Annotated in this window: 25 protein-coding genes; 7 read left to right on the top strand and 18 right to left on the bottom strand. The window is 69.2% G+C overall.

Annotated features, from left to right (window positions below):
• Nucleotides 1-170 precede the first annotated feature (170 nt).
• Nucleotides 171-1,043: an aldo/keto reductase gene (locus tag ELQ92_RS07480; protein ID WP_128498363.1), complete on the top strand. Its 873-nt coding sequence runs from the start codon at nucleotides 171-173 to the stop codon at nucleotides 1,041-1,043.
• A gap of 136 nt (nucleotides 1,044-1,179) precedes the next feature.
• Here the strand turns inward: ELQ92_RS07480 and ELQ92_RS07475 are convergent, their stop codons facing one another.
• The gene (locus ELQ92_RS07475; RefSeq protein WP_128498362.1) at nucleotides 1,180-1,359 is read right to left on the bottom strand and encodes a hypothetical protein; all 180 of its coding nucleotides are present in this window, start codon (nucleotides 1,357-1,359) and stop codon (nucleotides 1,180-1,182) included.
• Between the two features lie 120 nt (nucleotides 1,360-1,479).
• Here ELQ92_RS07475 and ELQ92_RS07470 point away from each other — a divergent pair, with 120 nt between their 5' ends.
• Nucleotides 1,480-2,493 carry a PHP domain-containing protein gene (locus tag ELQ92_RS07470; RefSeq protein ID WP_128498361.1) on the top strand — a complete coding sequence of 338 codons (1,014 nt, stop codon included), beginning with the start codon at nucleotides 1,480-1,482 and terminating at the stop codon, nucleotides 2,491-2,493.
• Between the two features lie 68 nt (nucleotides 2,494-2,561).
• Here the strand turns inward: ELQ92_RS07470 and ELQ92_RS07465 are convergent, their stop codons facing one another.
• Entirely contained in the window at nucleotides 2,562-4,004 is a 1,443-nt protein-coding gene (locus ELQ92_RS07465; RefSeq protein WP_166426733.1) for an IclR family transcriptional regulator, read from the bottom strand.
• 238 nt (nucleotides 4,005-4,242) lie between these two features.
• On the opposite strand from ELQ92_RS07465, the gene ELQ92_RS07460 reads away from it, so the two are divergent.
• From ELQ92_RS07460 to solA, 4 genes are all read left to right on the top strand, one after another.
• On the top strand, nucleotides 4,243-5,235 hold the full coding sequence (locus ELQ92_RS07460; protein ID WP_128498359.1) for an ABC transporter substrate-binding protein: 993 nt from the start codon (nucleotides 4,243-4,245) through the stop codon (nucleotides 5,233-5,235).
• Nucleotides 5,235-6,197 (top strand): amino acid ABC transporter permease, encoded by a 963-nt coding sequence (locus ELQ92_RS07455; RefSeq protein WP_128498358.1) that lies wholly within the window; start codon nucleotides 5,235-5,237, stop codon nucleotides 6,195-6,197. The genes ELQ92_RS07460 and ELQ92_RS07455 overlap by 1 nt, the downstream gene beginning before the upstream one ends.
• Nucleotides 6,194-6,982, top strand: coding sequence for an amino acid ABC transporter ATP-binding protein (locus ELQ92_RS07450; protein WP_279432159.1), 789 nt, complete (start codon nucleotides 6,194-6,196; stop codon nucleotides 6,980-6,982). Before ELQ92_RS07455 ends, ELQ92_RS07450 begins: the two co-directional genes overlap by 4 nt.
• A 216-nt stretch (nucleotides 6,983-7,198) precedes the next feature.
• Nucleotides 7,199-8,347: an N-methyl-L-tryptophan oxidase gene (solA, locus tag ELQ92_RS07445; protein ID WP_128498357.1), complete on the top strand. Its 1,149-nt coding sequence runs from the start codon at nucleotides 7,199-7,201 to the stop codon at nucleotides 8,345-8,347.
• A 31-nt stretch (nucleotides 8,348-8,378) separates the two neighbouring features.
• Here the strand turns inward: solA and ELQ92_RS07440 are convergent, their stop codons facing one another.
• From ELQ92_RS07440 to ELQ92_RS07375, 14 genes are all read right to left on the bottom strand, one after another.
• Complete coding sequence (locus ELQ92_RS07440; protein WP_128498356.1) at nucleotides 8,379-9,110, bottom strand: SDR family NAD(P)-dependent oxidoreductase; 732 nt, start codon at nucleotides 9,108-9,110, stop codon at nucleotides 8,379-8,381.
• Nucleotides 9,107-10,204 (bottom strand): zinc-dependent alcohol dehydrogenase family protein, encoded by a 1,098-nt coding sequence (locus tag ELQ92_RS07435; RefSeq protein WP_208004269.1) that lies wholly within the window; start codon nucleotides 10,202-10,204, stop codon nucleotides 9,107-9,109. The genes ELQ92_RS07440 and ELQ92_RS07435 overlap by 4 nt, the downstream gene beginning before the upstream one ends.
• A 91-nt stretch (nucleotides 10,205-10,295) precedes the next feature.
• Nucleotides 10,296-11,648: a hypothetical protein gene (locus tag ELQ92_RS07430; RefSeq protein ID WP_128498355.1), complete on the bottom strand. Its 1,353-nt coding sequence runs from the start codon at nucleotides 11,646-11,648 to the stop codon at nucleotides 10,296-10,298.
• Nucleotides 11,645-13,048 (bottom strand): GH1 family beta-glucosidase, encoded by a 1,404-nt coding sequence (locus ELQ92_RS07425; protein ID WP_128498354.1) that lies wholly within the window; start codon nucleotides 13,046-13,048, stop codon nucleotides 11,645-11,647. Before ELQ92_RS07425 ends, ELQ92_RS07430 begins: the two co-directional genes overlap by 4 nt.
• 1 nt (nucleotide 13,049) lies before the next feature.
• The gene (locus ELQ92_RS07420; RefSeq protein ID WP_128498353.1) at nucleotides 13,050-13,412 is read right to left on the bottom strand and encodes a tautomerase family protein; all 363 of its coding nucleotides are present in this window, start codon (nucleotides 13,410-13,412) and stop codon (nucleotides 13,050-13,052) included.
• A gap of 94 nt (nucleotides 13,413-13,506) precedes the next feature.
• Entirely contained in the window at nucleotides 13,507-14,460 is a 954-nt protein-coding gene (locus tag ELQ92_RS07415; protein ID WP_128498352.1) for an aldo/keto reductase, read from the bottom strand.
• Nucleotides 14,457-15,227 carry a VOC family protein gene (locus ELQ92_RS07410; RefSeq protein ID WP_128498351.1) on the bottom strand — a complete coding sequence of 257 codons (771 nt, stop codon included), beginning with the start codon at nucleotides 15,225-15,227 and terminating at the stop codon, nucleotides 14,457-14,459. The genes ELQ92_RS07415 and ELQ92_RS07410 overlap by 4 nt, the downstream gene beginning before the upstream one ends.
• 130 nt (nucleotides 15,228-15,357) lie before the next feature.
• Nucleotides 15,358-16,605: an ROK family transcriptional regulator gene (locus ELQ92_RS07405; protein ID WP_128498350.1), complete on the bottom strand. Its 1,248-nt coding sequence runs from the start codon at nucleotides 16,603-16,605 to the stop codon at nucleotides 15,358-15,360.
• On the bottom strand, nucleotides 16,602-17,414 hold the full coding sequence (locus tag ELQ92_RS07400; RefSeq protein ID WP_128498349.1) for a substrate-binding domain-containing protein: 813 nt from the start codon (nucleotides 17,412-17,414) through the stop codon (nucleotides 16,602-16,604). The genes ELQ92_RS07405 and ELQ92_RS07400 overlap by 4 nt, the downstream gene beginning before the upstream one ends.
• Before the next feature lie 36 nt (nucleotides 17,415-17,450).
• Complete coding sequence (locus tag ELQ92_RS07395; RefSeq protein WP_128498348.1) at nucleotides 17,451-18,239, bottom strand: carbohydrate ABC transporter permease; 789 nt, start codon at nucleotides 18,237-18,239, stop codon at nucleotides 17,451-17,453.
• On the bottom strand, nucleotides 18,232-19,209 hold the full coding sequence (locus ELQ92_RS07390) for a carbohydrate ABC transporter permease (RefSeq protein WP_128498347.1): 978 nt from the start codon (nucleotides 19,207-19,209) through the stop codon (nucleotides 18,232-18,234). The genes ELQ92_RS07395 and ELQ92_RS07390 overlap by 8 nt, the downstream gene beginning before the upstream one ends.
• A 17-nt stretch (nucleotides 19,210-19,226) precedes the next feature.
• Entirely contained in the window at nucleotides 19,227-20,606 is a 1,380-nt protein-coding gene (locus ELQ92_RS07385; RefSeq protein WP_128498346.1) for an ABC transporter substrate-binding protein, read from the bottom strand.
• 230 nt (nucleotides 20,607-20,836) lie between these two features.
• Nucleotides 20,837-21,451, bottom strand: coding sequence for a GyrI-like domain-containing protein (locus ELQ92_RS07380; protein WP_128498345.1), 615 nt, complete (start codon nucleotides 21,449-21,451; stop codon nucleotides 20,837-20,839).
• A 51-nt stretch (nucleotides 21,452-21,502) separates the two neighbouring features.
• On the bottom strand, nucleotides 21,503-22,420 hold the full coding sequence (locus tag ELQ92_RS07375; RefSeq protein WP_166426732.1) for a LysR family transcriptional regulator: 918 nt from the start codon (nucleotides 22,418-22,420) through the stop codon (nucleotides 21,503-21,505).
• 81 nt (nucleotides 22,421-22,501) lie between these two features.
• Here ELQ92_RS07375 and ELQ92_RS07370 point away from each other — a divergent pair, with 81 nt between their 5' ends.
• On the top strand, nucleotides 22,502-23,761 hold the full coding sequence (locus ELQ92_RS07370) for an MFS transporter (protein WP_128498343.1): 1,260 nt from the start codon (nucleotides 22,502-22,504) through the stop codon (nucleotides 23,759-23,761).
• A 62-nt stretch (nucleotides 23,762-23,823) separates the two neighbouring features.
• On the opposite strand, the gene ELQ92_RS07365 is transcribed toward ELQ92_RS07370, so the two are convergent.
• Together ELQ92_RS07365 and ELQ92_RS07360 are read right to left on the bottom strand one after the other, a co-directional pair.
• Nucleotides 23,824-24,747 carry an alpha/beta hydrolase gene (locus ELQ92_RS07365; protein ID WP_128498342.1) on the bottom strand — a complete coding sequence of 308 codons (924 nt, stop codon included), beginning with the start codon at nucleotides 24,745-24,747 and terminating at the stop codon, nucleotides 23,824-23,826.
• Entirely contained in the window at nucleotides 24,744-26,777 is a 2,034-nt protein-coding gene (locus ELQ92_RS07360) for an acyltransferase family protein (RefSeq protein WP_128498341.1), read from the bottom strand. Before ELQ92_RS07360 ends, ELQ92_RS07365 begins: the two co-directional genes overlap by 4 nt.
• Between the last annotated feature and the right edge of the window lie 13 nt (nucleotides 26,778-26,790).

The raw sequence follows: 26,790 nt of genomic DNA, 5'->3' as shown, positions 1-26,790 counted from the left end.
GCTCCGGCGACGTGTCCCGCGCTCCTCTCTACTCTGGCCGTCCGGCGGGGCCGTCGTCCAGCCGTCGCCCGTTCGAGCGGACCCCTTGCCGCACGGGGGCCGACCTGTAAAGGCCCCGGCGTCCGCTCGTCACGCGGCTATCGTCGCTCACGACACGAAGGAGAACACCCATGGAGAGTCGCACCATCGGAAACCGCACGGTCAGCGCGATCGGACTCGGCGGCATGCCGATGTCGATCGAGGGCCGCCCGGAACGGGAACGGTCGATCGACACCATCCACGCAGCCCTCGACGCCGGGGTGACGTTCATCGACACCGCTGATGCCTATCACCTCGAGGCCGGCGAAGTGGGCCACAACGAAGAGCTCATCGCGGAGGCACTCGGGAGCTACGGGCACGACACCTCCCACGTCCTCGTCGCGACGAAGGGCGGACATCTCCGCCCGGGCGACGGGTCGTGGACGTTGAACGGGGATCCCGAATATCTGAAGGAGGCGGCGAAGGCCTCGCTCGCCCGGCTCGGGGGCGACGCGATCGGGCTGTACCAGTTCCACCGCCCCGACCCGGCCGTCCCCTACGCCGACTCGATCGGTGCCCTCAAAGACCTGCTCGACGAGGGAGTCCTCGAGCTCGCCGGCATTTCGAACGCCTCGATCGCCCAGATCGACGAAGCCCACGAGATCCTGGGCGGATCGCTCGTGTCGGTGCAGAACCAGTTCTCGCCCCGATTCCTGTCGAGCCGGTCGGAACTCGAGCACTCGGCCGCCCTCGGCTTGGCCTTCCTTCCGTGGAGCCCGCTCGGAGGCATCTCGAACGCCGGGGAGCTCGCTTCGAGCCACGCGGCTTTCGCCGAGGTGGCCGAGTCGCGCGGAGTGAGCCCCTACCAGGTGACCCTCGCGTGGGAGTTGTCGCTCGCGCCGAGCGTCATCCCCATCCCCGGCGCGTCGCGACCGGCGTCGATCACCGACAGCGCCAAGGCCGCGGACCTGCAGTTGACCCCGGAGGACATCGCGACGATCGAGGCGTCGCTCGTCGGTTCCTGATCCACGCTGGGCATCAGTACCGACCCAACGCTGGGCATCAGTACCGACCCATGGGGGACGGGGCCTCGATAGCGCCGGAGCGCCGGACCGCCGAAGGGCACAGCGTTGCGCGACGTTGCGGCGTTCTCGGGAGGGTCTACGCGGCAGCCGCGTGCGTCACCGTCTGGGTGAGCTCGAGCTGCTCGTCGATCACCACCCAGTCGCACTCGTCATTCGCGCAACGCGTGACCGCGACGGAGGTCTCGATACCGGGCCAGAAGGCGAGACCGGCGTTCATCGTGTCGTCGCCGCATTCGGGGCAATTCCTGATGTCCATGTCTCAACGGTAGATCGCACCACCGACATCGCCGGGATCACCAGCGGCGAGCCTCTTCGCGCGACCCTGTTCCCCTCGCAACCCGTATCCCCGATCGTCATGGCCGGGGAGAATGGGGTCATGCTCGCCGTCGACGCCCTCAACGAGATCGGGTTCTGGCTCGAGCGGTCCTCGGCCCCGTCCTTCAAGGTCGCCGCTTTCCGCACGGCCGCGAAGATCATCGCCCCGTTGTCCGAGGACGAGCTGGCCGAGCGCGCCCGGAGCGGTCGACTCACCTCGATGAAGGGGATCGGCGGCCGGACCGCCGAGGTCATCACTCAGGCCGTCGCGGGTGACGTCCCCGACTACCTCATCGGCCTGCGGGAGCGGAACACCGAACCGCTCACAACCGAGGGAGCGGGTCTGCTCGCCCGGCTCCGCGGCGACCTGCACGCGCACAGCGAGTGGTCGGACGGTTCGACCACGATCGAGCAGATGCTCCACGGTGCCGAGTTGCTCGGCCGCGAGTACCTCGCCCTCACCGACCATTCGCCGAACCTCACGATCGCGAACGGGCTGAGCGTCGAGCGGCTCACCGAGCAACTCGACGTCGTCACAGAGATCAACGCCACCGGCGGCCCCGTCCGACTCCTGTCCGGCATCGAGGTCGACATCCTCGAGAGCGGCGAACTCGACCAGACGCCGGAGATGCTCGACCGTCTCGACGTCGTGGTCGCGAGTGTGCACTCGAAGCTCCGCTCCGATCGAGAGACCATGACCGCGCGCATGCTCGGCGCGATCCGAACTCCGCGCACCAACGTCCTCGGCCACTGCACCGGTCGGCTCGTCCAAGGCTCGCGCGGGACGCGCCCTCAATCGATGTTCGACGCCGAGACGATCTTCGCCGCGTGCGCGGAGAACGACGTGGCGGTCGAGATCAACTCACGCCCCGAGCGTCAGGACCCACCCGACGATCTGATGAGGCTCGCGCTCGAGGCCGGGTGCCTCTTCAGCATCGACACCGACGCGCATGCCCCCGGCCAGCTCGACTACCTCGCGTACGGCGCCGAGCGCGCCGAACGGAACGGGGTGCCGCCCGAGCGCGTCATCACGACGTGGCCCGTCGAGCGCCTCCTCGAGTGGACGAGAGGCTGAGCGGCTCGTCCGACGGCGTGATTCCTGCGCTTGTGCCCCCGCCCGCCGCCCGCCGCCCGCGCCGACCATCAGCCGAGCAGTCGAGAGAGGTCGGCCGCGAGGCGCAGCGTCGCTTCTTCGAGTCCGCGACGGTCGGGACCCACGGCGTCGGCCCCGCACGTGAGGCACGCCGCCCCGACCACCAAGCCGCTCGCGTCGCGGATCGGCGCGGACACCGAGAGCAGCCCGGCCTCCTCGATCGACTCGATCGAGATGACGCCGTCACGGGCGACGGTCTCCATCCGCGAGAGGAGGGCGTCGAACTCGTGCCGCGCGTGCCGCTTCCCGAGCAGTCTCGCGAGGTCGTCCGGTGCGAAGTCCATGACGAGTGTCGGTCCGCCGTCCGACCCGATGATGGGGTGCGGGCGCCCGAGCCACGGCATCATCACGAGACCGCCGTCCGGGTCGCCGAGTTCCTCGACCACCGTGAAGCTGCGGATGCCGCGCAGGATCGTGATGAAGCCGTAGGTGCCGGTGTCCGCGGCTGCGCGGGCGACGTACTGCCGCCCGCGGGTCGTGAGAGTCGGTCCCGTCGCCGCTCGATGCCAGCCGTGCACGCCCCAGGTGAGCGCCCACGCTCCGCGACCAGCCCATGACTCGACGACTCCCGCGCGGGCGCAGGAGTCGAGGAGTCGGACGACGCGGTCGGCGCGGATGCCCGTCCCTCGCGCGACGCCCGTGACGGAGTCGGGAGTTGCGGCGAGATGCTGCAGGACGCGCACCGTCGCCTCCAACGCGGTCGTGCGTTCGGCACTGTCACTGGTGCCCGATCCCGGATCGGGATCGGCGGCGGGCCCACCTGCCGCGGAGGCGTCGGCCAGGACCGCCTCGATCCGACGCCGCGCGGCCTCGACAGCACGACGCGCGCGCGGCACTCCGCCGCGCGAACGGTTGACCGGCAGCCGGATGGCGACGACCGCGATGCCCTCGCCGTCCGGACCCAGCACCGCGGTCGCGACCTCGATGCATTTCCCCGCGGTCGACTCGACGATCCTCCCGGTCGAATCGCTCGCATCGGTCGTCTCTCCCCTCGAAACGTCCGCCGTGCGGCCCGCCCTCGCGATCGCGCTCCCCTCCGTGATGCGCTCCCCGAGGTCGGCCGGCGCGTGCAGCGTCCACTCGGATCCGACCGTCGCCACGATGTGCATGTGCTCGCCGGAGCGGGCAGCGAGACACGCGGTCTCCCCCGTGTACTGGGCGGCGATCGTGAGCGCGTACCGCACGGCATGGGCGACGGGCGCGGCCGACCGTCCCGAGAGCCTCACGGCCGCGGGCCCGAGCCGGAACGACCCGTATGCCCCGCCCTCCTCGAGGAGCCGAAGACCGACGAGTTCGGCGCACAGTCGCGAGGCGCTGCTCGGCGAGACGCCGAGCGAGCGCGCGATGGCACCCGAGCCGATCGGGGCGGTGGGGTCGGTCCGCTCCGCGACGATCCGGACGGCGCGGAGTCCGGCCTCGACGCGGGCGGTCATCGCGTCGACCTCCTCAGCCGACGGAGATCCCGCAATTCGAGGGACGACGAATTGCACATGACGAGCACTGTAACAGCCGGGCATCACTCGCTGTCTAGAGTGACGACACCCCGCGCGAGGATCGACCGACCGGGGGTGAAACGCCGCTCCGCCCTGCCCGCCCGTTCATCCGGGCGAGTGACAGAGATCCGCCCCTCCCCCTCCATCTGCCCCGCCATTCCGCTCGAGGAGACACCCCATGACCGTCCTCCCCCCGCCCCAGCACCGCCTCTCGCACCCTGCTCTCAGACCACTCCGGTCCGTGGCCGCCTTCGTCGCCACGGCCGGCGTCGTGGCGGTCCTCGCCGGCTGCGCCTCCGACACCGGCGGCACCGGCACCGAGGGCTCCAGCGGCGGCGCCGAGCCGGCGCCCGTCGAGACCATCGGCTCCGACTTCATCGCCGGAACGTTCGACCAGGAGGCGGCGGATCTCCTCCCGGCGGACATCGCCGAGGCCGGCGTCATCCACGCAGCGGGCGGGCCCGGGTACGCACCGCACTTCCTCCTCGCGGACGACGGCACCACGCTCACGGGCAACGACATCGAGCTCCTGCTCGCGGTCGGCGACGTGCTCGGCGTGACGGTCGAGCACGAGGACGTCGGATTCGACGCCATGATCCCGTCGCTGCAGTCCGAGCGCGTCGACATGGCCAACGGCGCCATGAGCGTCACGGACGAGCGCCTCGCCGTCGTGGACTATGTGACCTACTTCGCGGGAGGCACATCGCTCATCGTGCCGACAGGCAATCCCCTCGGGATCGACCTCGAGTCGATGTGCGGCCGTCGGATCGCCGTGCAGCAGGGCACCGTCTACGCCGACAACTACATGCCGGAGTTCCAGAGCGCCTGCGAGGAAGCCGGCGAGGAGCCGATCGACGTCTCGGTCTTCCCGACGCAGCCGGATGCCACTCTCGCGCTCACCTCCGGCCGGGCCGACGCGAGCATGTCCGACTACGGCCCGCTCACGTACGTCGCCGAGCGATCGAGCGGCGCGCTCGAGGTCCTCGAGGAGACCTACGACCCGAGCACGTGGGGCTTCACCTTCCCGCAGGGCTCAGACCTGACCCCCGCGATCGCCGCCGCCGTCAACGTCCTCATCGAGGACGGCACCTACGAGGAGATCCTCTCGAAGTGGGGCGTCACGAGCGGCGCAATCGAGGAGTCCGAGATGCTCACGGCGGACGGCGCGTGATGAGCGGTACGACCGGATCGGACGGGGACGCCGTGCGTGTCGTCCCCGTCCGGCGCTACGGGCAGCGGCTCGCGACCACTGTCGTGCTCGTCGTCGTGGCCCTGATCGTGATCTCCCTGGTCACCAACCCGCGTTACCAGTGGAGCCTCGTCTTCAGCTACGTGTTCAACGCGCAGATCCTCGAGGGCCTCGCGACGACGTTGTACCTCACCGTGATCGCGATGGTGGTGGGCGTCGTGATCGGCGTCGTCATGGCCCTTGCCCGCGAGTCGAGCAACCCCGTCGTCTCGGTGGCGGCCTCCGGCTACATCGCCTTCTTCCGCGGAACGCCGTTGCTCGTCCAGCTCATCTTCTGGTTCAACCTCGCGGCCCTCTACCCGGTGATGTCCCTCGGCATCCCCTTCGGGCCGACGCTGTTCAGTGAGAGCACGAACGTGCTCATCACCCCGTTCCTCGCGGCCGTCCTGGGCCTGGGACTCAACGAGGGCGCGTACATGTCGGAGATCGTGCGCGCGGGACTGCAGTCGGTCGACTCGGGTCAGACCGACGCGGCCCATGCCCTCGGGATGCGGAAGTCGCAGACGTTCCGACGCATCGTGCTCCCCCAGGCGATGCGCGTCATCATCCCGCCGACGGGCAATGAGACCATCTCGATGCTCAAGACGACGTCGCTCGTGAGCGTCATCGCCATTCCCGAGCTGCTCTGGCAGGCGCAGGCGATCTACTCGCGGACCTACCAGGTGATCCCGCTCCTCATCACCGTGAGCCTCTGGTACCTCCTCGTGACCACGGTTTTGAGCATCGGCCAGTACTACCTCGAGCGACATTTCACCCGTGGCGACACCGGTCGACCCGAGCGATCCCTGCTCGGCACGGTCGCGCGTGGGATCGTGCCGAGGCATTCGTCCGTGACCGTGTCGTCCCCGAGCGCAGTGACACCCGGCGAAAGGAGCCGATCGTGACCGGTCACGCCAGACTCGAGACCGCACCCGTGCTCGTCGAGGCGAAGGGTGTGCACAAGCGCTACGGCGGCAACCTCGTCGTCCGCGGCATCGATATGACCGTGCGCACGGGTGAGGTGATGTGCCTTCTCGGCCCGTCGGGATCCGGCAAGAGCACCTTCCTCCGGTGCATCAACCACCTCGAGAAGATCGACGCCGGCACCATCAGCGTCGCTGGCGAACTCGTCGGCTACCGAAGGCAGGGCGATCGACTGCACGAGCTGCGCGACGCGGAGATCGCCGAGCGCCGCAGCGAGATCGGCATGGTGTTCCAGCAGTTCAACCTCTTCCCCCACATGACGGTGCTCGAGAACCTCGTCGAGGCACCGGTCCAGGTGCGGCGGGAGAGCGCGAAGTCGGCGCGGGAGCGCGCGAGGGAGATGCTCGACGTCGTGGGACTCGCCGAGAAGGCCGGCGCGTACCCGCGCTCCCTCTCGGGCGGGCAGCAGCAGCGCGTCGCGATCGCTCGCGCCCTCACGATGCGTCCGAAGCTCATGCTCTTCGACGAGCCGACGTCGGCGCTCGATCCCGAACTCGTCGGCGAGGTGCTCGACGTCATGCGCGGCCTCGCCGATGACGGCATGACGATGATCGTCGTGACCCACGAGATCGGATTCGCCCGCGAGGTCGCGGACACCGTGACCTTCATGGACGGCGGTGTGGTCGTCGAGAGCGGTCCCCCCGATCAGGTCCTCCGTGACCCTCGGCACGAGCGGACGCGTTCCTTCCTCGCGAAGGTCCTCTGAACCCCGCCCCCTCCTCTCCGTTTCCACTCCACGTTTCCACTCCACGTTTCCGCTCCACGTTTCCACTCCACGTTTCCACTCCACGTTTCCGCTCCACGTTTCCACTCCACGTTTCCACTCCACGTTTCCACTCCACGTTTCCACTCCACGCAGACCAGCCACCCGAGCCACCAGCCGAACCACCGCCCCGACCCACGAACGAAGGACACGCACCACATGGAGACATTCGACGTCGCCGTCGTCGGACTCGGCGCTCTCGGAAGCGCCGCCGCCTACCACCTCGCCCGGAAGGGGGTGTCCGTCGTCGCCTTCGAGCAGTTCGACCTCGGCCACGTCCGGGGAGCGTCTCACGACACCTCACGCATCGTGCGGACCTCGTACGGCGCCCCCGAGTACGTCCGGCTCGCGCAATCGGCCTACCGCGATTGGGCGGATCTCGAGGCCGTCACGGGCGAGCGGTTGCTCGACATCACCGGTGGGATCGTCTTCTTCCCGGACGACGGTCCCCACTCGATCGATGACTTCGTCGGGAGCCTCACGGCGTCCGGCGTACCGTTCGAGATCCTCGACGACGTCGCGGTGCACGCGCGCTTCCCCCAGTTCACCATCGCCACCGATGTGCGCGCCATCTACACCGCCGACTCGGGGGTCGCCCACGCCGCTCGTACCGTCGCGACGCTCCAGCTGCACGCGCGGATGAACGGGGCCGAGCTGCGCGACCGGACCGCCGTCGAGCGCATCGACCCCGACGCGGACGGTGTCGTCGTGCACACGTCCCGTGGCGACGTGCGTGCGCGGAAGGTCGTGCTCGCCGCCGACGCGTGGACCAACCGCCTGCTCGAACCGCTCGGTGCCGCGATCCCCCTCACCGTGATGCAGGAGCAGGTGTCCTATTTCGCTCCCGCCGATCCGCAGTTCTTCGACCGCCGCCGCTTCCCCGTGTGGATCTGGGAGGACGTGCAGTGCTACTACGGCTTCCCCACCTACGGCGAGCCGACCATCAAAGCCGCTCGCGACGTCTCGAACAACGTGATGGCGCCCGAGGACCGAACGTTCGTCCCCTCCCCTGCCCTCATCGCACAGCTCGCGAGCTTCATGGCGGGAACGATCCCGGCGAGCGGCGAGGTGCTGCGCACCGTCACCTGTCAGTACGCGCTCACCGAGGACCGCCGCTTCCTCATCGGCGCGCTCGACGAGCACCCGGATGTCATTGTCGCGCTCGGCGCCGGACACGCGTTCAAGTTCACTCCCACCATCGGTCGCGTCCTCGCCGAGCTCGCGGTGGACGGTACGACGAGCGAGGACATCGCGAGGTTCACCGTGACGGCGCCCGTCGACGGAGCGGTGCCCTTCCCCGTCGGCTGACGGAGAACGAGCAGGCGCGGACGGCGGATTCTCAGCGGAGGGAGGACCCGCCGTCCATGAGGAGTTCGGCGCCGACGAAGTAGGACGACTCGTCCGAGAGGAGGAAGAACACGGCCGCGGCGACCTCCTCGGGCGTCGCGAACCGCCCCAACACGGTGTCCTTCTTCCACCTCTCGTGCATGTGCGCCTTCAGGTGGTTGAGCGGCGTGTCGACGTAGCCGGGCGAAACGGCGTTGACGCGGACGCCGCGTGGACCCCACTCCACGGCGAGGGATCGGGTGAGGGCACTCACAGCGGCCTTCGACGAGTTGTACGCGCTCTGCTTCTGCGGCGCGTTGACGATCGCGTTCCCGCTCATCGACGCGATGTTCACGATCGCGCCGCCGCCTCGAGCGAGCAGTTCGCGGCCGAACGCCTGACAGGTGAGGAAGACGCCGCGGATGTTGACGTTGTACACCGCGTCGAACTGGGACGCTGACATCTCCTCCGCGGCGACGTCGTCCTCGACGATCCCCGCGCTCGTGACGAGGTGAACAGGCCGGTCGTCCGTCGCGTACAGCCCGGCGACGACACCCGCGATCGACTCGGGGGACGTCAGGTCCACCCGGTGGCGCGTCACGGCGTCCGGAAGGGCGTCGAGTCCCGCGACGTCGAGCGCCGCGATCTCCGCGCCCTCCGCGAGCAAGCGGTGCACGATCGCCGTGCCGATGCCGCCGCCGGCTCCCGTGACGGCCACTCTCCGTCCGGTCAATGCGTCACTCATGAGTCCCCTCGTTCCTCGGTGGTCCCCGTCGCCGCCGTCGCGCTCGTCGGAACGATCACGGCCTTGATGCACGAGCTGTCGGCGACCGCGGCGAGTGCGTCGGCGTAGTGCTCGAGATCGAAGCGGTGCGTGATCATTCCGCTCGTGTCGACGCGTCCGCCGCGAAGCGCCGCGAGGGACCGGTCGAACGCGAATTGCTGCGCGAACGACCCCTTGATCACGAGCTCGCGCCGGAACACCTCGTACGGCGGGATCGACCAGCGCGCGTTCTCGGCCGCCATCCCGTACACGAGCATCGTGCCGCCGACGCGGAGGAGCGAGATCGTCTGATCGAGGACGCCGACCGATCCCGTCGCGTCGATCACGACGTCGAAGCCGTCGCCGGCCACGGCGCGGAGTCGATCCCCCGATGACCACGGATCCGAACGCTCGATGAGCACGACGTGGTCCGCCCCGCGGGCCGCCGCGAGATCGAGCTTGGCCTGCGTCGGCGCCGCGACCGTGACGTCACCTGCTCCCGAGGCTCTCAGCAGTTGTGCGAGCACGAGACCCGTCGGGCCGGCACCGAAGAGGAGGACCCGGTCGCCGGGCTGCATCGCGAGCACGTCGAGGCCGTGCACGACGCACGCGACGGGCTCCGCGAAGACGGCGACCTCAGGATCGAGGTCACTCACGACGAAGCACCGGTCGGCGTCCGTGAGGACGTACTCGGCGAACCCGCCGGGCGCGTTCACGCCTTGCGCGAGGATGTGATGGCAGAAGGCCGGGCGCCCCCTGCGGCACTCGGGGCAGCGCCCGCACGATGCGGTGTTGTCGAACACGACCCGGTCGCCGACGGCCGGGGTCGACACACCCGCGCCCACCGCGGCGATCACCCCCGAGACCTCGTGACCGGGCGTGAGCGGGTAGGTCGGGCCGAACTCCCCCTCGTGCAGGTGCGCATCCGTCCCGCACACCCCGGCGACGAGGACCTTCACGAGAACCTCCCCCTGACCGGGCTCGGGGACGGGAAGCTCGGCGAGCTCGAAGTGGCGGGGACGGTCGTAGACGATGGCCTTCATCGTCGCGGCGGTCGCGCGTGTCGTGATGGTCACAGTGCTCCTCATCGAGCGGTCGTGGTGAGTGTCAGTGGAATCGGTGGAATCGGTGGAATCGGTGGAATCGGTGGAGATCGGTGATGCGCGTTCAGATGGTGCTGACCTCGAGTCCGAGGACCCCGCCGACGACGCCGAGCCGTCGGGTCAGGTCACCCACGGCGAGGACGGCATGGTGTGACGGCAGATTCTCGACGTAGCGGTACCCGTCCTCCACGCGGAGGATCGCCCCGTTGAGGCAGTCGGAGTCCGCGTACTGCTCGTAGTTCTCGAGCAGCGCCGGAGTGACGGTGAGCGAATCCATCGTGCTCGCGATCTTCACGATCGTGAGGTCACCGAGTGGGAACCGTGCGTCGATCGCGTTCGCATTGGCGTCGACGATCGCGAGCACCGGTTCCCGCAGCGCCCACTCCGTCGACCACGACTGCGGCACGACGCCGAAGAACCCGCAGTGCGCCGTGAGGATGTGGTCCTGAGGCTTCTCGACGGCGGGGAAGTACGGGATCCGCTCGTGCGCGAGCGCCGCCTGCCCCATGAGGAAGGGGTACAGGTTCGTCATCATCGCCGGCGCGCGGAGCGTATTCCACGTGAGGTATTGCGTGATCATCGAGGTGAGGTCGGCCTCGCAGCCCCAGATGAGTTCGCGCTCCTCGAAGAGGAGATTCCAGGCGAGGCACGGTGTCGTCGTCGAGGTCGTGGACTCGTTGAGACAGTTGATGCCGGCGGCGATCACCCCGGGCGTCTCGTCGAGGTCATCCGAGAGCGCGAGTTTCAGCCGCACGGCGTCGAGCCGAGCGCGGGATTGCAACCCGACCATCGGCACCGGGCCCGAGATGCGCACGAGCTCGTCGGCGACCCGTGCGTCCGGGATCGCGAGTGCACGCGCCCACAGGTCCCTGTAGCTGCGGCGATCGACGGTCACGCCGAACGCCGACTGCAGGTCATCGACGCACTCCTCCTCCCACCAGTAGAAGCGCTTGAAGATGTCGGGCTGTTGGCCGGCACCGAGATCATCGAGATAGGCGAGCATGGTGGACTCCCGCAGCGTTCGTTTCACTCCGAGCGCGCGGCAGAGGTCATGGAACTCCTGCAAGGACGTGGGCGCCACGGTGTCGACGCCGCGACGCCGCAGGTAGTCGCGGATCTCCCAGTCCCACATCGACACGGTACCGAACTCGCTCGTGACGACGAGGATCGGCTTCTCGATCAGGCGGAACTCCTCGAGTGACCGGTATGCGAGACCGCTCATGTCCGGGACGATGACGGCGTCCGCCGGGACTCCGGGCACGGCGGAGACGTGCACCGCCGTCAGCCACTCGACGAGCGCCCCGGCGTGCTTCTTCATCGCGTCCATCTGGCGGGTGAACGACGGCTGCGGCGAGTCCTCGAGGTACACGGGGAGCAGGCGCGCCGGAGCCACTGTCCCTGAACCGGGGATCGTCATGATCCGGTCGCGTCCGGGTCGTCAGCGAGCGGCCCCCCGAGGAACCCGGCGAGCCAGCGACCGCTCGTCTTGGGCGTCCGCGCCTGCGTCTCGTAGTCGACGTGCACGATCCCGAATCGTCGGCTGTGGCCCCACGCCCATTCGAAGTTGTCGATGAGCGACCAGACGAAATAGCCGCCGAGCGGGAGGCCGCGCTCGATCGCATCGCGGCATGCAGCGATGTGCTGACGCAGGTACGCGGTGCGCTCGGGGTCATCGACCGAGCCGCCCTCTCCGACGACGTCCTCGTACGCGGATCCGTTCTCGGTGATGTGGAGGGGAAGCTCCGGGGCGATCGCGTGCGCCATCTCGAGGACGTCGACGAGGCCGTCCGGATGGATCTCCCACCCCATGAACGTCTTCTCAGCGCCTGTGTCGACGAACTCCACCGACTCGCTGCCGGGGTAGGCGCTCGCTGCGCCGTCGGCAGCCGGGTGCATGGCCCCACCCGCTCGCAGCGTGTGACGGCTGTAGTAGTTGATGCCGAGAAAGTCGAGAGGGGCCGAGATCGAGGCGAGGTCCGCCGGTGCAGCGTTCTCCGCGAACCAGGCCTCCTCATCGAGGTCGGCGAGGACGTCGGACGGGTACGCCCCCCGCAGGACGGGGTCGAGAAAGAACCTGTTCCCGAGGCCGTCGATCCGGCGAGCCGCATCGATGTCCTCCCCACGGTCGGTGGCGGCGCGGATGGAGTACAGGTTGAGCGTGATGCCGACGTTCGCGTCGGGGACCGCGCGCCGCAGTTCCGGGACCGCGAGGCCATGGCCGAGGAGCAGGTGATGCGCGGCGCGCGCCGCACGTGACCCCTCCTGGCGCCCGGGGGCGTGCGCGCCGCTCGCGTAGCCGAGGAAGGACGAGCACCACGGCTCGTTGAGCGTGATCCAGTTGGTGATCACGTCGCCGAGATTCTCGGCCACGGTGGCCGAGTACTCCGCGAAGCGGAAGGCGGTGTCCCGTTCGAGCCATCCGCCTCGATCCTCGAGCGCCTGCGGGAGGTCCCAGTGGTAGAGGGTCGCCCACGGGGTGATGCCGCGTTCGAGGAGCCCCTCGGCGAGCCGCCGGTAGAAGTCGAGTCCGGCGGGATTCGCGGCCCCCCTCCCGTCGGCCTGGATACGCGGCCACGCGATCGAGAACCGGTACGCGTCGAGGCCGAGGCCCGCCATGAGCGCGACGTCCTCCTCCCAGCGGTGGTAGTGGTCGTCGGCGATGTCTCCGTTCGTTGCATCCGCGATCGCGCCGGGTCGTCGTGTGAGCGTGTCCCAGATGCTCGGCCCCCGGCCGTCCTCGGTCACGGCGCCCTCGATCTGATACGACGCCGTCGCGGATCCCCAGACGAAGGAGTCGGGGAAGTCACTGCGCTGCACGTCACGCCTCCTTCGAGGGGGCGAGCCAGTCGCCGTCCCCGTTCTCGCTCAGCGCGATGAGGATGTCGTCGCGCTTGATCCCGAGTTCGGCGAGACGATCGACGACGAGGGTGGCTCCGCGCTGCTTCACTTCGGGCGAGTAGCCCGTGTACACGAGGATCTGGATGAAGACGATGTCGCTGCGGTCGGCGTCCGGGAAGGTGCGGCTGTAGAAGAGGTCGCCCTTCTCATGGAGCCGGAAGATTTGGAAGAGGTCGTCGGCCGGCATCTCCCACCCCTCGACGAGCGCACTGTGGATGGCGGTGCTCATGGCGGGACGGAGGTCGGCGAGATGATCGTGGATGTCCACGCGGACGAGAGGCATGGTGTGCTCGGTTTCTGTGGTCTGTGGGTATGGTTTGTGGTTCGTTGTCGCGTCGTCGCGGTGGTGTCCCGGTGCGCGCCTGAACTCGGCGACGTCAGCTCGTCGCGTCGAGCCAGTTCTCGGGTGCCGGAACGAGCTCCTCGAGTTCCGCCCAGATGTCTTCGGGCAGTTCGGCGGTCGCGGCGGCGATCGTCGACTCGATGCGCGCGGGTTTGCTGATGCCGACAATCGTCGTGGCGATGCGCGGCTCGCGTGTCGAAAAGCGGATCGCGGCGGTGGCGAGGTCCGTGTCGTACTCCGCACACACCGCACGCATGCCGGTGATGGCCGCGAGGGTCTCCGGCGGCGCCGTCCGGTACCCGTACTGCGTGTTGGTCCCGGTCGTGTCGGCGAGGATCCCGCCACCGAGGACGGCGGCGTTCACGACCGCCATGCCCCGTTCCGTCGCAGCCTCGATGAGTGCGCCGGCGCTGCGATCGACGAGGGTCCACCGATTGTGCACGAGCAGGACGTCGAAGACGCCGAACTCGAGGTAGCGCGCCATCTCCCGCACGTCTCCCCCGGCGAGACCGATGTGCCCGACCTCACCGCGCTCCCGCGCCGCGACGAGTGCGTCGACGGCACCCCCGGGTGCGGTGATCGCGGCGAAGTCGTGGAACTCGGGATCGTGCAGATGCACGACGGGTAACGGCTCGATGCCGAGCCGTGAGCGGCTCTCCTCGAGCGAGCGCCGGACGCGGTCGCCGCTGTAGTCGCCGTCCTTCTGATCGACCTTCGTGATGACGAGCACGTCGTCCGGGAGACCCCCGTATTCGGCGATGCCACGACCGATCCGTTCCTCACTGCGACCCGCCGAGTAACCGTTCGCCGTGTCGATCGTGCGGATGTCACTGTCGAGGACGGCGCGGACGAGCTCGATCGCGTCGCGCTCGGACACCTCATAGCCGAAGTTCTCCGGCATGCTCCCGAGCGGGCCGCCTCCCAGGGTGACCGGGCTGACCTCGAGGCCCGTCCTCCCGAGCGGCCGGAGGTCCCAACGCGTCGTCATGCCGGCGTCACCGTGTGCACGAGGCCGTCCGGGTCGGCGAAGAACTCGACCCCGGCGACGTCGCCGACACGATGCGCCTGACCGGGGGCGCCGCCGTCGAACTCGACGGCGAGGAAGCCGGGAGCGTCGAGCTGCGGCTCACGGTGCGTCTTCTCCGCCTTCTCGTAGGTGAAGATCTCGAGGGAGCTGTCACCATCGCGCAGGAAGTTGATCTCGAAGCCGCGGGAATCGCTCGGCTGGTGGATGCCCGACATGAGCGAGTAGCCGAGCTCGCCGTAGTAGCTCGTCGTGACCTCGAGGTCCTCGACCGTCTCGGCGACGTGGTCGAATCGCGGGCGGGCGGGATCCCCCAGTCCCCAGTCGCGTTCGACCGCGTCCCGATCGTAGACCTCGTGGTACTGCAGCGGTCCCTCGACGAGTTCGAGAACGGTCCCGTCGGGATCGTAGAAGAAGGTGATGCGGACATCACCCTCCGCGTGGATCGGCTCGAGCTGGAAGGGCACCGCCGCCGCGTGCAGCGCCTCGACGCGGGCATCGAGATCCGAGACCTTGAAGCCGACGTGGCGGAAGCCCGCCTGCAGGTCGTCCGCGATCCACGTCGAGGACGCCGAGGCGTCGATGCGTCGGAGTCGAATCGTGGCGGTCACGGCATCGAGCACGGCGTGGTCGGCGTCGACGCTGACGGTCTCGACGTCGAGGAAGCGGGAGTAGAAGTCGGCCGATCGAGCGATGTCGGTGACGTTGATCAAGACGGAGCGAATGGCCACGGTGTGCCAGTCCTTTCAGGTGGGGCGGGCCCGGTGGCCCGCGAGTGGTGCGGAGTCGCGTCCCCGGACGGGAGACCGCGACGGGAGGCTGGGATGCGTCGGCGGAGGTGCGGTGTTCTGCTGTCCTCCCTCAGACCGTCGCCGGACTGTCGGCGCGGACGCTCGTGCGCTCGATCCGCGTGTGCGGAGTGAGGACGTGCTGGAGGGCGAGGGTCGCCGCACCGACGGCCGACGTGTCGAGCCCCGGGTCGGAGAGCTCCACGGTGACGCCGTGCACGGCTCGCGTGCGGGCGGCCCGCCCCACGAGATCGCGGATGGCCGCGACGTAGATCGCTCCCGCGTCGGCGAAGCCGGGTCCGGCGAGGTACAGCCGATCGAGGTCGAGGAGGTTGACGACGGAGAGCACGGCGGCCGCGACGTACCGTGCCGATCGCTCGATGAGCGCGACGCAGCGATCGTCGCCCCGACTCGCGGCGCGGGCGATCGCGTCGAAATCCTGGCGCAGTCGCTCGTCGTCGCCTACGAGCCCGAGCTCGGCGGCGAGGCCGCCGTCCGCGATCGCCTGCGCGATGACCGCGCGAGGCGCGGCGAGCATCTCGAGGCAGCCGCGCGAGCCGCACCAGCAATCGGGGCCGTCGATGTCGACGACCAGGTGGCCGATCTCCCCGACGTTCGAGGACGATCCCCGACTCACCCCGCCGCCCGTCATGAGCCCGAGCCCGAAGCCGCGTGCCATGTACAGCGTCGCGAAGTCCTGCGTGGCGGGGATGCGCCCGACCCAGAACTGACCGAGCGCTGCGCACGCCGCGTCGTTGTCGCGTACGACGGGCAACCCGACGAGCGACTCGAGGGTCTCCTGTACCGGGAAGGCGTCCCACTCGTCGGCGGTGAGGGACAACCGATCCCCCGCCCCGAGGTCGAGGCCGGCTCCGGCGACTCCCACACCCACGACGTCCTCCGTCGGGATGTCGAGCTGGCGGAAGATCTGCTCGAGCTCGTCGGCGATCCGGACGATCTCCGTTCCGGGCGCCGCCTGGCCGATGCCCGGCGAGACGAGTTGCCCGACGACGTTGCCCGCGAGATCCGTCACGACGTAGGTGAGGCGGGCGTCGCCGAGCGAGAGCCCCACGGCGTAGCGCGCATGCGGATTGATCTGCAGAAGGCTGCGGCGTTTGCCGCCCGTCGAGTCGCCGAATCCGGTCTCGGCGACGAGACGGTCGTCGATGAGGGATTTGACGACGCGTGTGATAGAGGTCGCGGTGAGTCCCGACATCTCGGCGAGCTCGATACGGCTCACCGTGCCGCTCGACCGGATCAGATCGAGGATCGCGCTCCGCGTGTTCTCCGACGAGGGCCCGATGCGTCTCTTGGTGCTCATGCCGTCTCCCCCACCACGACGAACGGGCGCGGCGCCCGGTCGTGCGTCCGGTCGTCACCGGCGATGGCGCCGAGGATGCGCTCGCCGAGCAGGACGCCGATCTCGCTGCCCCGTCGGTCGATCGCCGTGATGGACCGACTGGCGCTCTGGCACAGTGCCGAATTCGTCCAGGACACGATCGACACGTCCTTCGGGACCTCGAGCCCCTGCGACCGGAACATCGACAGCGCGGCAGCGGCGTGGACGTCGCTGTCGAAGACGAGGGTCGCCGGCCCGTCGGCCACGGCCGTTGACGCCGCCGCCGTCGCCGCGTCCACCGAGTGCTCGACGTACACGACCTCGAAGAGGCCCCCGAGCGCCGCGTTCTCCGCGGCGACCGTGCGGGCCGAGGTGGTCGATCCCTCCTCGACGGCACTGATGTAGAGGGTCCGGCGTGCCGGACGCTCCGCGAGGAAGGTGCGCAATACGTCGATCGCCGCATCGAAGTCCACCACCACGGCGGGGAAGTCAGCCTCGACGGAGGAGTCGATCACCGCGGCGATCGGGAAGCCGAGCGTCCGCAGCCGCACGATCCGGGCGTCGTCGGGGCGCACCCCGAGGAGGGCGACCCCGGACACGCCCCCGACCTGCGCCCAGTGCTCGTACAGTCGGCGCTCCTCGTCGTCGTCACGGACGACCTTCGTGACGAGGGTCACCCCGTCGCGGATCAGGGGGTCCGGGAGGGCATTCAGCAGCGCCACGACGAAGCGGTCGTCGATCCTGCTCGCGGGGATCGCGAGTCCGATCGCCCGCACCTCTCTCTCACTCATGTCCCGTCCCTTCTCTCGTCCTCGGTCCCGACGGCCCTACTTGATCGCCCCGGCCGCCATGCCGCGCTCGAACTGCTTCTGCAGAGCGATGTAGGCAACGATGGTCGGGATCGCGGTGACGACGGCGGCAGCCAGGATCTTCGGCGTGTCGTCGTTGTACTGCCGGCGGAAGAACTCCGGAAGCAGCGTCACGACGCCCATGTCCTCGCTCGTCAGGAACACCTTGGGCAGGAGATAGGCGTTCCAGGCGTTGATGAGCACGAGCACGATGAGAGCGACCGCCATGGGCCGCGCGAGCGGTACGAGGATCGACCAGAACATCCGCCAGGTGTTGGCTCCGTCGAGTCGAGCCGCCTCGAACAGCGTGTCGGGGATGCCGTCGACGTAGCCGCGGGTGATGAGCACGGTGAATGGGATCTGAAGGGCGGCGATCGGCAGGATGACCGACCAGAACGTGCCCAGGAGGTCGAGTTGCACGGCGGTCGCGTAGAGCGGCGCGATGAGCACGACCTCCGGAAGGGTGAGCGCCGCCATCATCATCCAGAAGTACACCTCTTTGCGGCGCACGCGAAGCTTCGAGAAGCCGAACGCGGCCATCATGGTGGCGATGTAGATGATGATGATCGATCCCCCGGCGACGATCGCCGAGTTGAGGAAGAACCTCGCGAACCCGGGTACCGAGATGACGGCGGCGTAATTGCCCCAGCCCGCGCCCGAGAACGAACGCGAGACCATCGCGTAGATCGGGATCAGGAACGGGACGACGGCGATCGTGACGATGAGCTGCAGAAGGACGCGCGACCGCACGGAACGGGTCTCAAACACGGGGAAGCTCCTCACTGTTGGCGACGCGCTCTCGGCTGCGCGACTGGATGACGACCGACGTGACGACGGCGATGAGCATGAGGATCACGGACAGCGCTGCGGCGTAGCCGAGGTTGCGTGACGATCCGGCCGTCTCGGCGTAGATCATGGTTCCGAGGAACTCCGAAGAATGCGCCGGGCCGCCCTGGGTGATGAGCCAGACGTTGTCGAAGAGTTTGAGCGCCGTGATGAAGTTGAGGATCGCGAGCGAGATGGTGATGGGTTTGAGGTTCGGCAGCACGATCGAGAACAGGATCCGGAGATTGCCCGCCCCGTCGATGCGGGCGGCTTCGAGCATCTCGGGATCGATCTGGGCCATGCCGGCGAAGTAGAGGATGAAGCCGAAGCCGATCGATCCCCAGCAACCGACGAGCGTGACGACGAGCAACGACGTCGTCGACTGGCCGAGCCACCCCTGCACGAGGAAGCCGAACCCGATCGACTCGAGGATCTGGTTGAACGTCCCGTTCGTCTGCCAGACCTGGAGGTGGGCGGGGGCGAGAGTGGCGGGAGCCACGACCACCGGGATGATGATGATGACCTTGTAGACGTTCGCGAAGAGGATCTTCGAGTGCATCGCGGCCGAGAACAGCACGCCGCCGAGCACCTGCACGACGAAAACGGCGACGAAGTAGATGACGGTGTTGCGGACGGCCGTCCAGAACACGGGGTTCGTGAGCGCCTCGACGTAGTTATCGAAGCCCACCGGGATCATCCGGGACCGACCGCCCGCCCAATCGAAGAAGGAGAGGTAGCCGGAGTAGACGATGCTGTAGTAGATCAGCCCGACGGAGATGATGAGGCCCGGGAGGATCCAGACGAACCCTCCGGGAATGAGGCGGGAGGCCGGCTTGCGCCGGGTCCTCCCGCCCGCTCGTGTTTCATCGAGCGAACCCACCGGACGCAGCTCAGGAGGAGCGGTCACGGTCATGATCGAGTCCCCGTCCGTCAGTCGAGGCCGATGTCGGTCGGCTCGGCACCGGCCTGCATCTCGGCGGCGATGTCCTCGACGGACTTGTCGATCGTCGGGTCGAGGATCTGCTGGATGGCGAGCACGATCATGTCGAGGGTGGTCTCACTCGTCTGCCACTGACGCGACTGACCCGCCGCCGCGCTCTCGCTGATGAGTTGCTCGATCGCCGGCCGTTGCACCTCGGTGTCCACGAGTTCGATCGTGTCCCAGTCCGGCGTGACACCCTGGAGCGCGGGGAGGAGGTCGAGCGCGTTTGCGACGTTCTGCTGCCCTGTCTCCGACATGGTCATCCACTGCACGAAGGTCTTCGCCGCACCGATGTTCGGCGAGTCGGCGTTGATGGCGAGACCGTAGTCCGCTTCCCCGAAGTACGCCGACCCGTTGCCCTTCCCTGCGACGTCCGGGAACGCGGCGGGCATCTGCACGAAGCACGTCGGGTCACTCACGCCGGCGGCCTCCATAGCCGCCTTGCAGGATTCGGCTCCCGAGTACTGCGTGTACCAGAAGCCCATCTGGACCATCGCGGCGTCGCCCTTCATGAACTCCTCGTTCGCGAGCGGGTACTGCGTCCCGTCGAGGGCGTTCGTGGCGATGATGCCGTCGTCCTTCATGTCCTGGATGATCTGGAGCGTCTCGACTCCGGCCGGGTCGTCCCACGCAGCCTGGCCCGTCGCCGCTTCGATGAAGAAGTCCGGGTCGACCGAGTTCGCGATCGCGTGGTACATCTCCGTCGGGAACGTGTCCTCGCCGCCGGCGCCCATCGTGAAGCAGGTCTTGCCGATCGCCGTCACCTTCTCGCACGTGGCGACCCAGGAGTCGTAATCGGTCGGCACCTCGGCGCCGGCCTCGTCGAGGATGTCCTGGTTGATCCAGAGGAATCCCGCCGCCATGCCACCGAGCGGGAGGGAGACGAACCGCCCCTCGGAGTCCGTGAGCTGTTCGACGTAGCCGTCGCCGAGCTTCGACTGCCAATCGGAACCGAGCGTTTCCTCCGCGAGGGGCGCGAGGTCGATCGCGTAGGGACCCCACAAGTCGGGCGACCCGCCCGCCGGGGACAGGTCGAAGACGTCGGGGCCCTCGCCGGAGTCGAGTGCCGGCGTGATCGTCGTACGGTAGTCGACGTTCTCGAAGTTCTTGTAGGTGATCTCGATGTCTGGGTACTCCTTGTTGAACTCCTCGATGTAGCGCTCGGCCACCGGGGTGTCGGGCGTCCAACCCCACCAGGTGACTTCGCCGGAGTCCGCCGGCTCGGCCTCTGCATCGCCCGCGCCTCCCGAGCTGCCGCTGCAGCCGGCGAGAACGAGGGCGGCTGCGACGGCGAGCCCCGCGGCCGCCATGTGCCTGTGCGTGGTCATAGTCGTTCCTCTCATCACTTCGTTGTGGTGCGACTCCGGGCGACCGCGCCGGTGAGGGTCGCGGGCCGAGTGCGTCCGACGGAGTGGAAACGCGCCGGATGCTGTGACAGTACTGCCGATCGAAGACTGACGCTAGTACTTACACACGTTTTGTTAGTAAGTTTTCGAGGGACACGGCGCGGTGTGGCAAGGCGCTCCACCGCTCACGGGTGCGCCTTTTCCAGCGAGGCTCACGCGGGTGCAACGGGTTGGCGAAGGATCGTGCGCAGCTTCTCGGGCACCACCCGGCGCGCATCATTGAGGTAGATCTCGTGATGCTTCCCGGCCGGTCGCAGGCCGTGTTCCGGGAGGAATCGCTCGTGAAGCGCTGCGAGCACTCCCGCCTCCTCGTCGTACGAGCCGATGTGGAGGGTCTGCACGCACGCGCGCTCCTCGAGGACATCGAGGCGGACATCGCGGATCCGGGAGGGCTTCTTCCGGGCGGCGACGTCCTCGATCGCCTCGGAGAACAGGGAGGCGGTGACGGCGTCGGGCATCAGGATCATGGCCGTCCACCTCCATCGAGTCTTGTCGCGGCGCGTGGTGAAGGCGCTCATGTCGTCCGACCACCACAGGGCCTCGAGCGGCATGACGACGAAGTCGTCGCCGGCCTCCCGGCGTACCGCGGCCTTGAGCGCGTAGGCGACGGGGAAGAGCGCGGCGATCGCATCGGCGTAGAGCGGCGAGGTGTTGGGGTCGCCCTGCCCGTCGACCATGAGGTATCGGCGCGCCGGCACCTCGACGACCCGGAACTCGCCGCGTCGCGCGCGGTAGTCGTCGAGCGTCTTCTTCCGGTCGATCGCCATACCGTCACCCTGCCACTCGCGATCAGGTGAGGCAACGACCGGCGCGGTCCGTCACCGCGGTGCGTTCGAGCGGCCGCCGTCGTCCGACCGTCCCGCTTCCGCACTTCCCGATCGCAGCGCCTCGGCGAGAGCGGCGATCGCATGCCGGCGCTCCCCTCCACGCCGGACGGCGAGCGAGACGACCCACTCGGGCATGCGGTCGGAAAGCGGGACGACTCGACACCCGACGGCGTCGATGACATCGGGAACGACGGCCACACCGATCCCCGCGGCGACGAAGGGGCCGACGCTCGGCAGGTCCGCGACCTCCGCACTCAGGCGTCGCGTGATCCCCTCTTCGCGGAGCCGGGCGTCGACCTGCACGCGGTTGCCGAATCCCGGGAGGACGTCCACCCAGTCCTCGCCCGCGAGATCCGCGAACGACAGCGTCCGGCGGGTCGCGAGGGCGTGCGACTCCGGGACGACGGCCACGAAAGGCCTTCTGACGACCGCTTCCGCCGCGACCCCGGCGGGCACGGGGAGAGCGACGAACGCGAGATCGAGTCTGCCCTTCACGAGGTCGCCGATGAGGCCCGTCGAGCCGGTCGCCGACGTCACGAGTTGCACGTCGACGCCGGGGTGCTCGAGGCGGAAACGACCGAGGACGCCGGGGAGGTCGAAGACCCTGAGCGCTGCGAACGTGCCGACGCGGACGCGACCGCGCAGCCCGCTCCCCGCCTCCCGGGCCGTCGAGCGCATCGTGTCGAGACCGTCGAGCACGTCGCGGGCGATCGGGAGCAGGTCCTGGCCAGCAGGCAGGAGCGACACCGACTTCGTATCGCGGTCGAAGAGGCGGACGCCGAGCTCCGTCTCGAGGCTCCGCAGACCCGCTGACACCGTCGATTGCGCCACGAAGAGCCGCCCAGCCGCTCGTGTCAGGTTCCGCTCGTCCGCGACCGCGACGAAATACTCCAGCATGCGCGTGTCCATGACGCGATCATAGACCGCCTCGATCGTCATGATCGAGAACATGCGCTTCCATCGATGAATCGGCGAGAGCATGATCGACGCATGACCACCACCGCCTCTCCGTCCGTCGCCCCACACGGTCCTACCGGGACCCGACGCGCCGCGCTCCCCCGAGTTCCCCGCGTCCCCCACCGCGCGGGCTTCTGGATCACCGCCGTCGCCTTCCTCGTCATGATGGCCTTCAACACGGTTCCGACGCCGCTCTACGCTCTCTATGCCGCTCGTGATCACTTCCCGACGGTCGTCGTCACGGTGGTCTTCGCCGCCTACTCGATCGGCGTGATGATCGCGCTGTACCTCGTCGGCCACATCAGCGACCGCGTCGGCCGCCGCCGCATGATCCTCTCCGCCGTCGTGCTCGAGACCGTCTCGGCCGTCCTTTTCCTCGTGTGGTCGACGACACCCGGCCTCATCGTCGCGCGCCTCGTCGCCGGGTTCGGTATCGGCATGCTGACGGCCGCCGCGACCGCGCACCTCGCCGACCTCCGCCGCATCACCCACCCCGCCGCGACGGTCGGCTTCGCCGCCACGATCGCCGGCGTCGCGAACATGGGCGGTCTCGCCATCGGCCCCCTCGTCGGTGGCGCTTTCGCCGAGTGGGCGGACGCCCCGCTCGTCACGCCCTTCGTCGTCTTCCTCGCCGCCCTCGTCGCGATCGGCTTCGCCTATGCCTTCGTGCCGGAGACCGTCGCGAAGCCCGCAGCTCCATCCGCGTACCGCCCCCAGAAGGTGCGCGTCCCCGCGGAGAGCCGCTCGACCTACTGGGCCGCCGGGATCGGGGCGTTCGCGGCGTTCGCGATCACAGGGCTGTTCGGCTCCATCGCCCCGACGTTCCTCGCCCGGATGCTGCACGAGCCCGACCACCTGCTCGCGGGCGTCGTCGCCTTCTCGGTGTTCGGAGCGGCGGCCGCGTCGCAACTCGTCTTCGCCCGGATGGCCGCGCGCCCGCAACTCGTCCTCGGGGTGTCCGCGATGGTCATGGGACTCCTCGTCCTCGGCGCGGCCGACGTGTTCGTGTCCGCCGCGTCCTTCGTGATCGGCGGGGTCGTCGCCGGAGCGGGCGTCGGACTCGTCTTCCGTGGGGCGCTCGCGACCGCGGGGACCCTCGCAGTCGACGGCAACCGCGGCGAGGTCACCTCGGGTATCTTCCTCCTGGCCTTCGCCGGCATGACGATCCCGCCGCTGCTCGTCGGCGCGGCGCTCCTCGTCCTCCCGCTCGTCCCGGTCTTCGGAGGTTTCGTGGTTCTCGTCCTCGCACTCATCGCCTGGGCGGGTCCGCGCATGATCCGCACCACCGCCTGATCACCTGATCCGGCCGACGGCGTGACCGGCCGGACGCTTGACCGCGGACCCTCTGTCCCCGCTCACGCGTCGAGCTGCTCGTGGAGCCAGGTCGCGATCCGCTCCCGCAAGTCGTCGTCGAGGATCGCGAGCGCGTGCCCCGATCCCGCGACCGGCACGAACTCGACCTCGATCCCGGCCTTCTCCAGGCGGGCCACGAAGGCCTCGGCCTGCTCGACGGGGATGAACTCGTCCGTCGAGTGGGCCACGAAGAACGGCGCATCGCTCGCATCGACGCTCGTGACGGGTGAGGCGTCAGCGGCGATCCCGCAGTCGTCGTAGGTGGCGCACCCGAGGTAGTCGAGCTGCACGCGCTGGAAGTCGCTGCCCAGCCCGCCGAGCGCCGTGCCCGCCAGGGTCAGGTCGATCGGTGCGCTCAACTCGACGACCGCGTCGACGCGGGACCCCACCGTGCGTGGTCCCTCACCGCGGGTCCCGAGCAGGGAGACGAGGTTGCCTCCGGCGGAATCGCCGAACGCGCCGAGCCGTGCGGGATCGTGTCCGAATCGCTCGACCTGCGCGGTCTGCCGCGCCCAGTGAACGGCTCGCGACACGTCCTCGATCGCCGCGGGGTACGGGTGGTCGGGAGCGAGGCGGTAGTTCGGTTGGAAGACCACGAAGCCCTCACTCGCGAGCCACGCGCACGTGTCGCGCCACGGCCGCTGCGCCTTGTCGCCCTGGCGCCACCCACCGCCGTGGACGGACACGACGGCGGGCGCGTCCGCCTCGACGTCGTCGGGCAGGCAGACGTCGAGTCGGACTCCCTGCGGAGCTCCGAAGTCCAGGTCGTCGACGAACGTCACGCCGGCGTAGTCGGACGACGGCGGCACGATCCCGGCGACCGACGGGTCCGCGGCGCAGCCCGTGAGCGCCGCGAAGCAGACGGCGGCGCCGGCCGCGACTCGGCGGCCGACGCTCCCGTCGACCGCGGCCCGGCGGGTCCTCACCCGACGTCCTCGAGGTGGGGAGCGAGTCGCGCGGAGAGCGCGCCCGCGAGGGTCTGCGAGAACGTCGCCGTGAGGTGGTGCTCGTCGGAGTAGACGAGAGTCGATCCGATGACGGCTGGACACGTCGACGTGTTGCACAGGTAGTCCGTCAGGTCGACCACGGCTCCGCCGCGGTCGGCGGCCACCGTCCGTTGCGCCTCCCGGATCGCGGGGTTGAGCGCGTCGGAGCGCTCGACCGCGCACACGTCGGCGGCGTCGAGGTGCGACGAGAGGCACAGCACGGGTGAAGCCGCGAACTCGGGTGAGTCCGCGAGGGTGATGACGCGGCTCGAGGCGGGCAACCGGTCGTACAGCTGCGAGAGCCCGTCCACCCAGTCGGCGCTCTGGACCGACGGGTCCTTGCCCGGCGTCGGGCCGAGGTGGTTCGCGAGCACGACGACGTCGGGTGCGTCGGCCGTGATGCGCGCGACCGCGGCCTCCCGCCACGCCGAGCAGGAGTCGTTCTTCGACGACTCCCACGCCGCGGCGGTCTCCTCGGACCGGCACCCCGACTTCGTGTAGGTGTCGAGGCGGTAGCCGAGCGCCGTCGCGGCCCGTTCGAGGGCGGGGAACCACCGCCCGGCGTGGGAGTCGCCGAAGAGGGCCATCGTGCGCGGGGAGTCGAGCGCCCCGAAGGAACACGTCAGCACGGTCGACTCACGCAGGTTCTGCTGACATCCGTTCGTGTAGATCTCCCCGGTGTCGGCTATCGCCCGGTCGAGGGTCGGCGAGAGGTTGGCGGGAACGAACGGCGTCCCGGTGGGGAGCTCACCCGCGGAGCGCTCGGGTTCCGTGCGCGAGGAGGTGAGCGGCAGCACCGACGCTGCCGCGCTCCCGGCGACGAGCCCCGTCACGACCACGAGGGTCGCGGCCGTGGAGGCGACGAGGACGCGACGAGACGGCCCGCGCCAACTGCGTATCGGCGTTTCGACGACCGTGTAGAGCACCCACGCGACAGGAACGGCGGCCGCCGCAATCACGAGACCCACGGGAAGAGCGAGCGGCGAGTCGATGCCGAGGTGCTCGTGCGTCAGGACGAGCATCGGCCAGTGCACGAGGTAGAGCGAGTACGAGATCGCGCCGACGACCTGCAGCGGCCGCGCGGAGAGCGCTCGACCGACTTCCCCTCGCGCCCCGAAGGCGACGACGAGCGCCGCTCCCCCGACCGGCACCAGTGCGGCGACCCCCGGGTAGGCGATGTCCGCCGAGTAGAACGCGCCCGCCAGGAGGATCGTGAGGAGCCCGGCCCAGCCGAGCACGCCGGCGACCACCCCGGGGACACGCGCGAGAGCGGCACCGCACCCCGCGAGGAGCGCGCCGACGCCGAACTCCCACGCCCGTGTGTGCGGCGAGAAGAACGCGAGGAACTCGGACACGGGCGTCGTGAGCACGCTTGCGGCGAACGAGGCGACGGTGACGACGGCGATGGCCGCGAGGAGCACCGAGCGGGACCGCCGACCGACCAGGTACGCGACGAGGAGCAGGACGGGCCACACGATGTAGAACTGCTCCTCGACACCGAGCGACCAGAAGTGCTGGAACGGCGACGGCGCCGTGCCCGCGAGGTAGTCGGTCTCCCGCACGGCGAAGACGATATTCGGGACGTACAGGGCCGACGCGAGGGCGTCGTGCACGATGTCGACGACCCGCAGCGGCGACACGACGAGGAAGCTCGCGATCGTGGTGAGGACGATCGTCACGAGGGCCGCGGGCAGGATGCGGCGGGCGCGTGCGGCATAGAAGCGGGCGAGATCGATGCGTCCCGTCCTGTGCAGGCCCTCGAGCAGGTGACCTGTGATGAGGAACCCCGAGATGACGAAGAAGACGTCGACGCCGACGTAACCGCCGCCGAGGAGCGGAACCCCGGCGTGATCGAGCACCACGAGTCCGACGGCGATGGCCCGGAGCCCCTGGATGTCCGCACGGAACGGTCGACGCGGCGCGCGCTCGGCCGGCGCGCGCGTGTTCAGCCGGTCCTCGACGGTCGTCACCTTCCCACTGTGA

It is taken from the genome of Labedella populi (assembly GCF_004078655.1).
GTDB classification, from domain to species: Bacteria; Actinomycetota; Actinomycetes; order Actinomycetales; family Microbacteriaceae; genus Labedella; species Labedella populi.
This window is presented reverse-complemented; position numbering and strand designations above follow the sequence as displayed.

Coding starts and splice junctions, on each gene's coding strand:
- ELQ92_RS07480 (WP_128498363.1), top strand. CDS start 171: ATGGAGAGTCGCACCATCGGAAACCGCACGGTCAGCGCGATCGGACTC.
- ELQ92_RS07475 (WP_128498362.1), bottom strand. CDS start 1,359: ATGGACATCAGGAATTGCCCCGAATGCGGCGACGACACGATGAACGCC.
- ELQ92_RS07470 (WP_128498361.1), top strand. CDS start 1,480: ATGCTCGCCGTCGACGCCCTCAACGAGATCGGGTTCTGGCTCGAGCGG.
- ELQ92_RS07465 (WP_166426733.1), bottom strand. CDS start 4,004: ATGACCGCCCGCGTCGAGGCCGGACTCCGCGCCGTCCGGATCGTCGCG.
- ELQ92_RS07460 (WP_128498359.1), top strand. CDS start 4,243: ATGACCGTCCTCCCCCCGCCCCAGCACCGCCTCTCGCACCCTGCTCTC.
- ELQ92_RS07455 (WP_128498358.1), top strand. CDS start 5,235: ATGAGCGGTACGACCGGATCGGACGGGGACGCCGTGCGTGTCGTCCCC.
- solA (WP_128498357.1), top strand. CDS start 7,199: ATGGAGACATTCGACGTCGCCGTCGTCGGACTCGGCGCTCTCGGAAGC.
- ELQ92_RS07440 (WP_128498356.1), bottom strand. CDS start 9,110: ATGAGTGACGCATTGACCGGACGGAGAGTGGCCGTCACGGGAGCCGGC.
- ELQ92_RS07430 (WP_128498355.1), bottom strand. CDS start 11,648: ATGACGATCCCCGGTTCAGGGACAGTGGCTCCGGCGCGCCTGCTCCCC.
- ELQ92_RS07420 (WP_128498353.1), bottom strand. CDS start 13,412: ATGCCTCTCGTCCGCGTGGACATCCACGATCATCTCGCCGACCTCCGT.
- ELQ92_RS07415 (WP_128498352.1), bottom strand. CDS start 14,460: ATGACGACGCGTTGGGACCTCCGGCCGCTCGGGAGGACGGGCCTCGAG.
- ELQ92_RS07405 (WP_128498350.1), bottom strand. CDS start 16,605: ATGAGCACCAAGAGACGCATCGGGCCCTCGTCGGAGAACACGCGGAGC.
- ELQ92_RS07400 (WP_128498349.1), bottom strand. CDS start 17,414: ATGAGTGAGAGAGAGGTGCGGGCGATCGGACTCGCGATCCCCGCGAGC.
- ELQ92_RS07390 (WP_128498347.1), bottom strand. CDS start 19,209: ATGACCGTGACCGCTCCTCCTGAGCTGCGTCCGGTGGGTTCGCTCGAT.
- ELQ92_RS07385 (WP_128498346.1), bottom strand. CDS start 20,606: ATGACCACGCACAGGCACATGGCGGCCGCGGGGCTCGCCGTCGCAGCC.
- ELQ92_RS07380 (WP_128498345.1), bottom strand. CDS start 21,451: ATGGCGATCGACCGGAAGAAGACGCTCGACGACTACCGCGCGCGACGC.
- ELQ92_RS07375 (WP_166426732.1), bottom strand. CDS start 22,420: ATGGACACGCGCATGCTGGAGTATTTCGTCGCGGTCGCGGACGAGCGG.
- ELQ92_RS07370 (WP_128498343.1), top strand. CDS start 22,502: ATGACCACCACCGCCTCTCCGTCCGTCGCCCCACACGGTCCTACCGGG.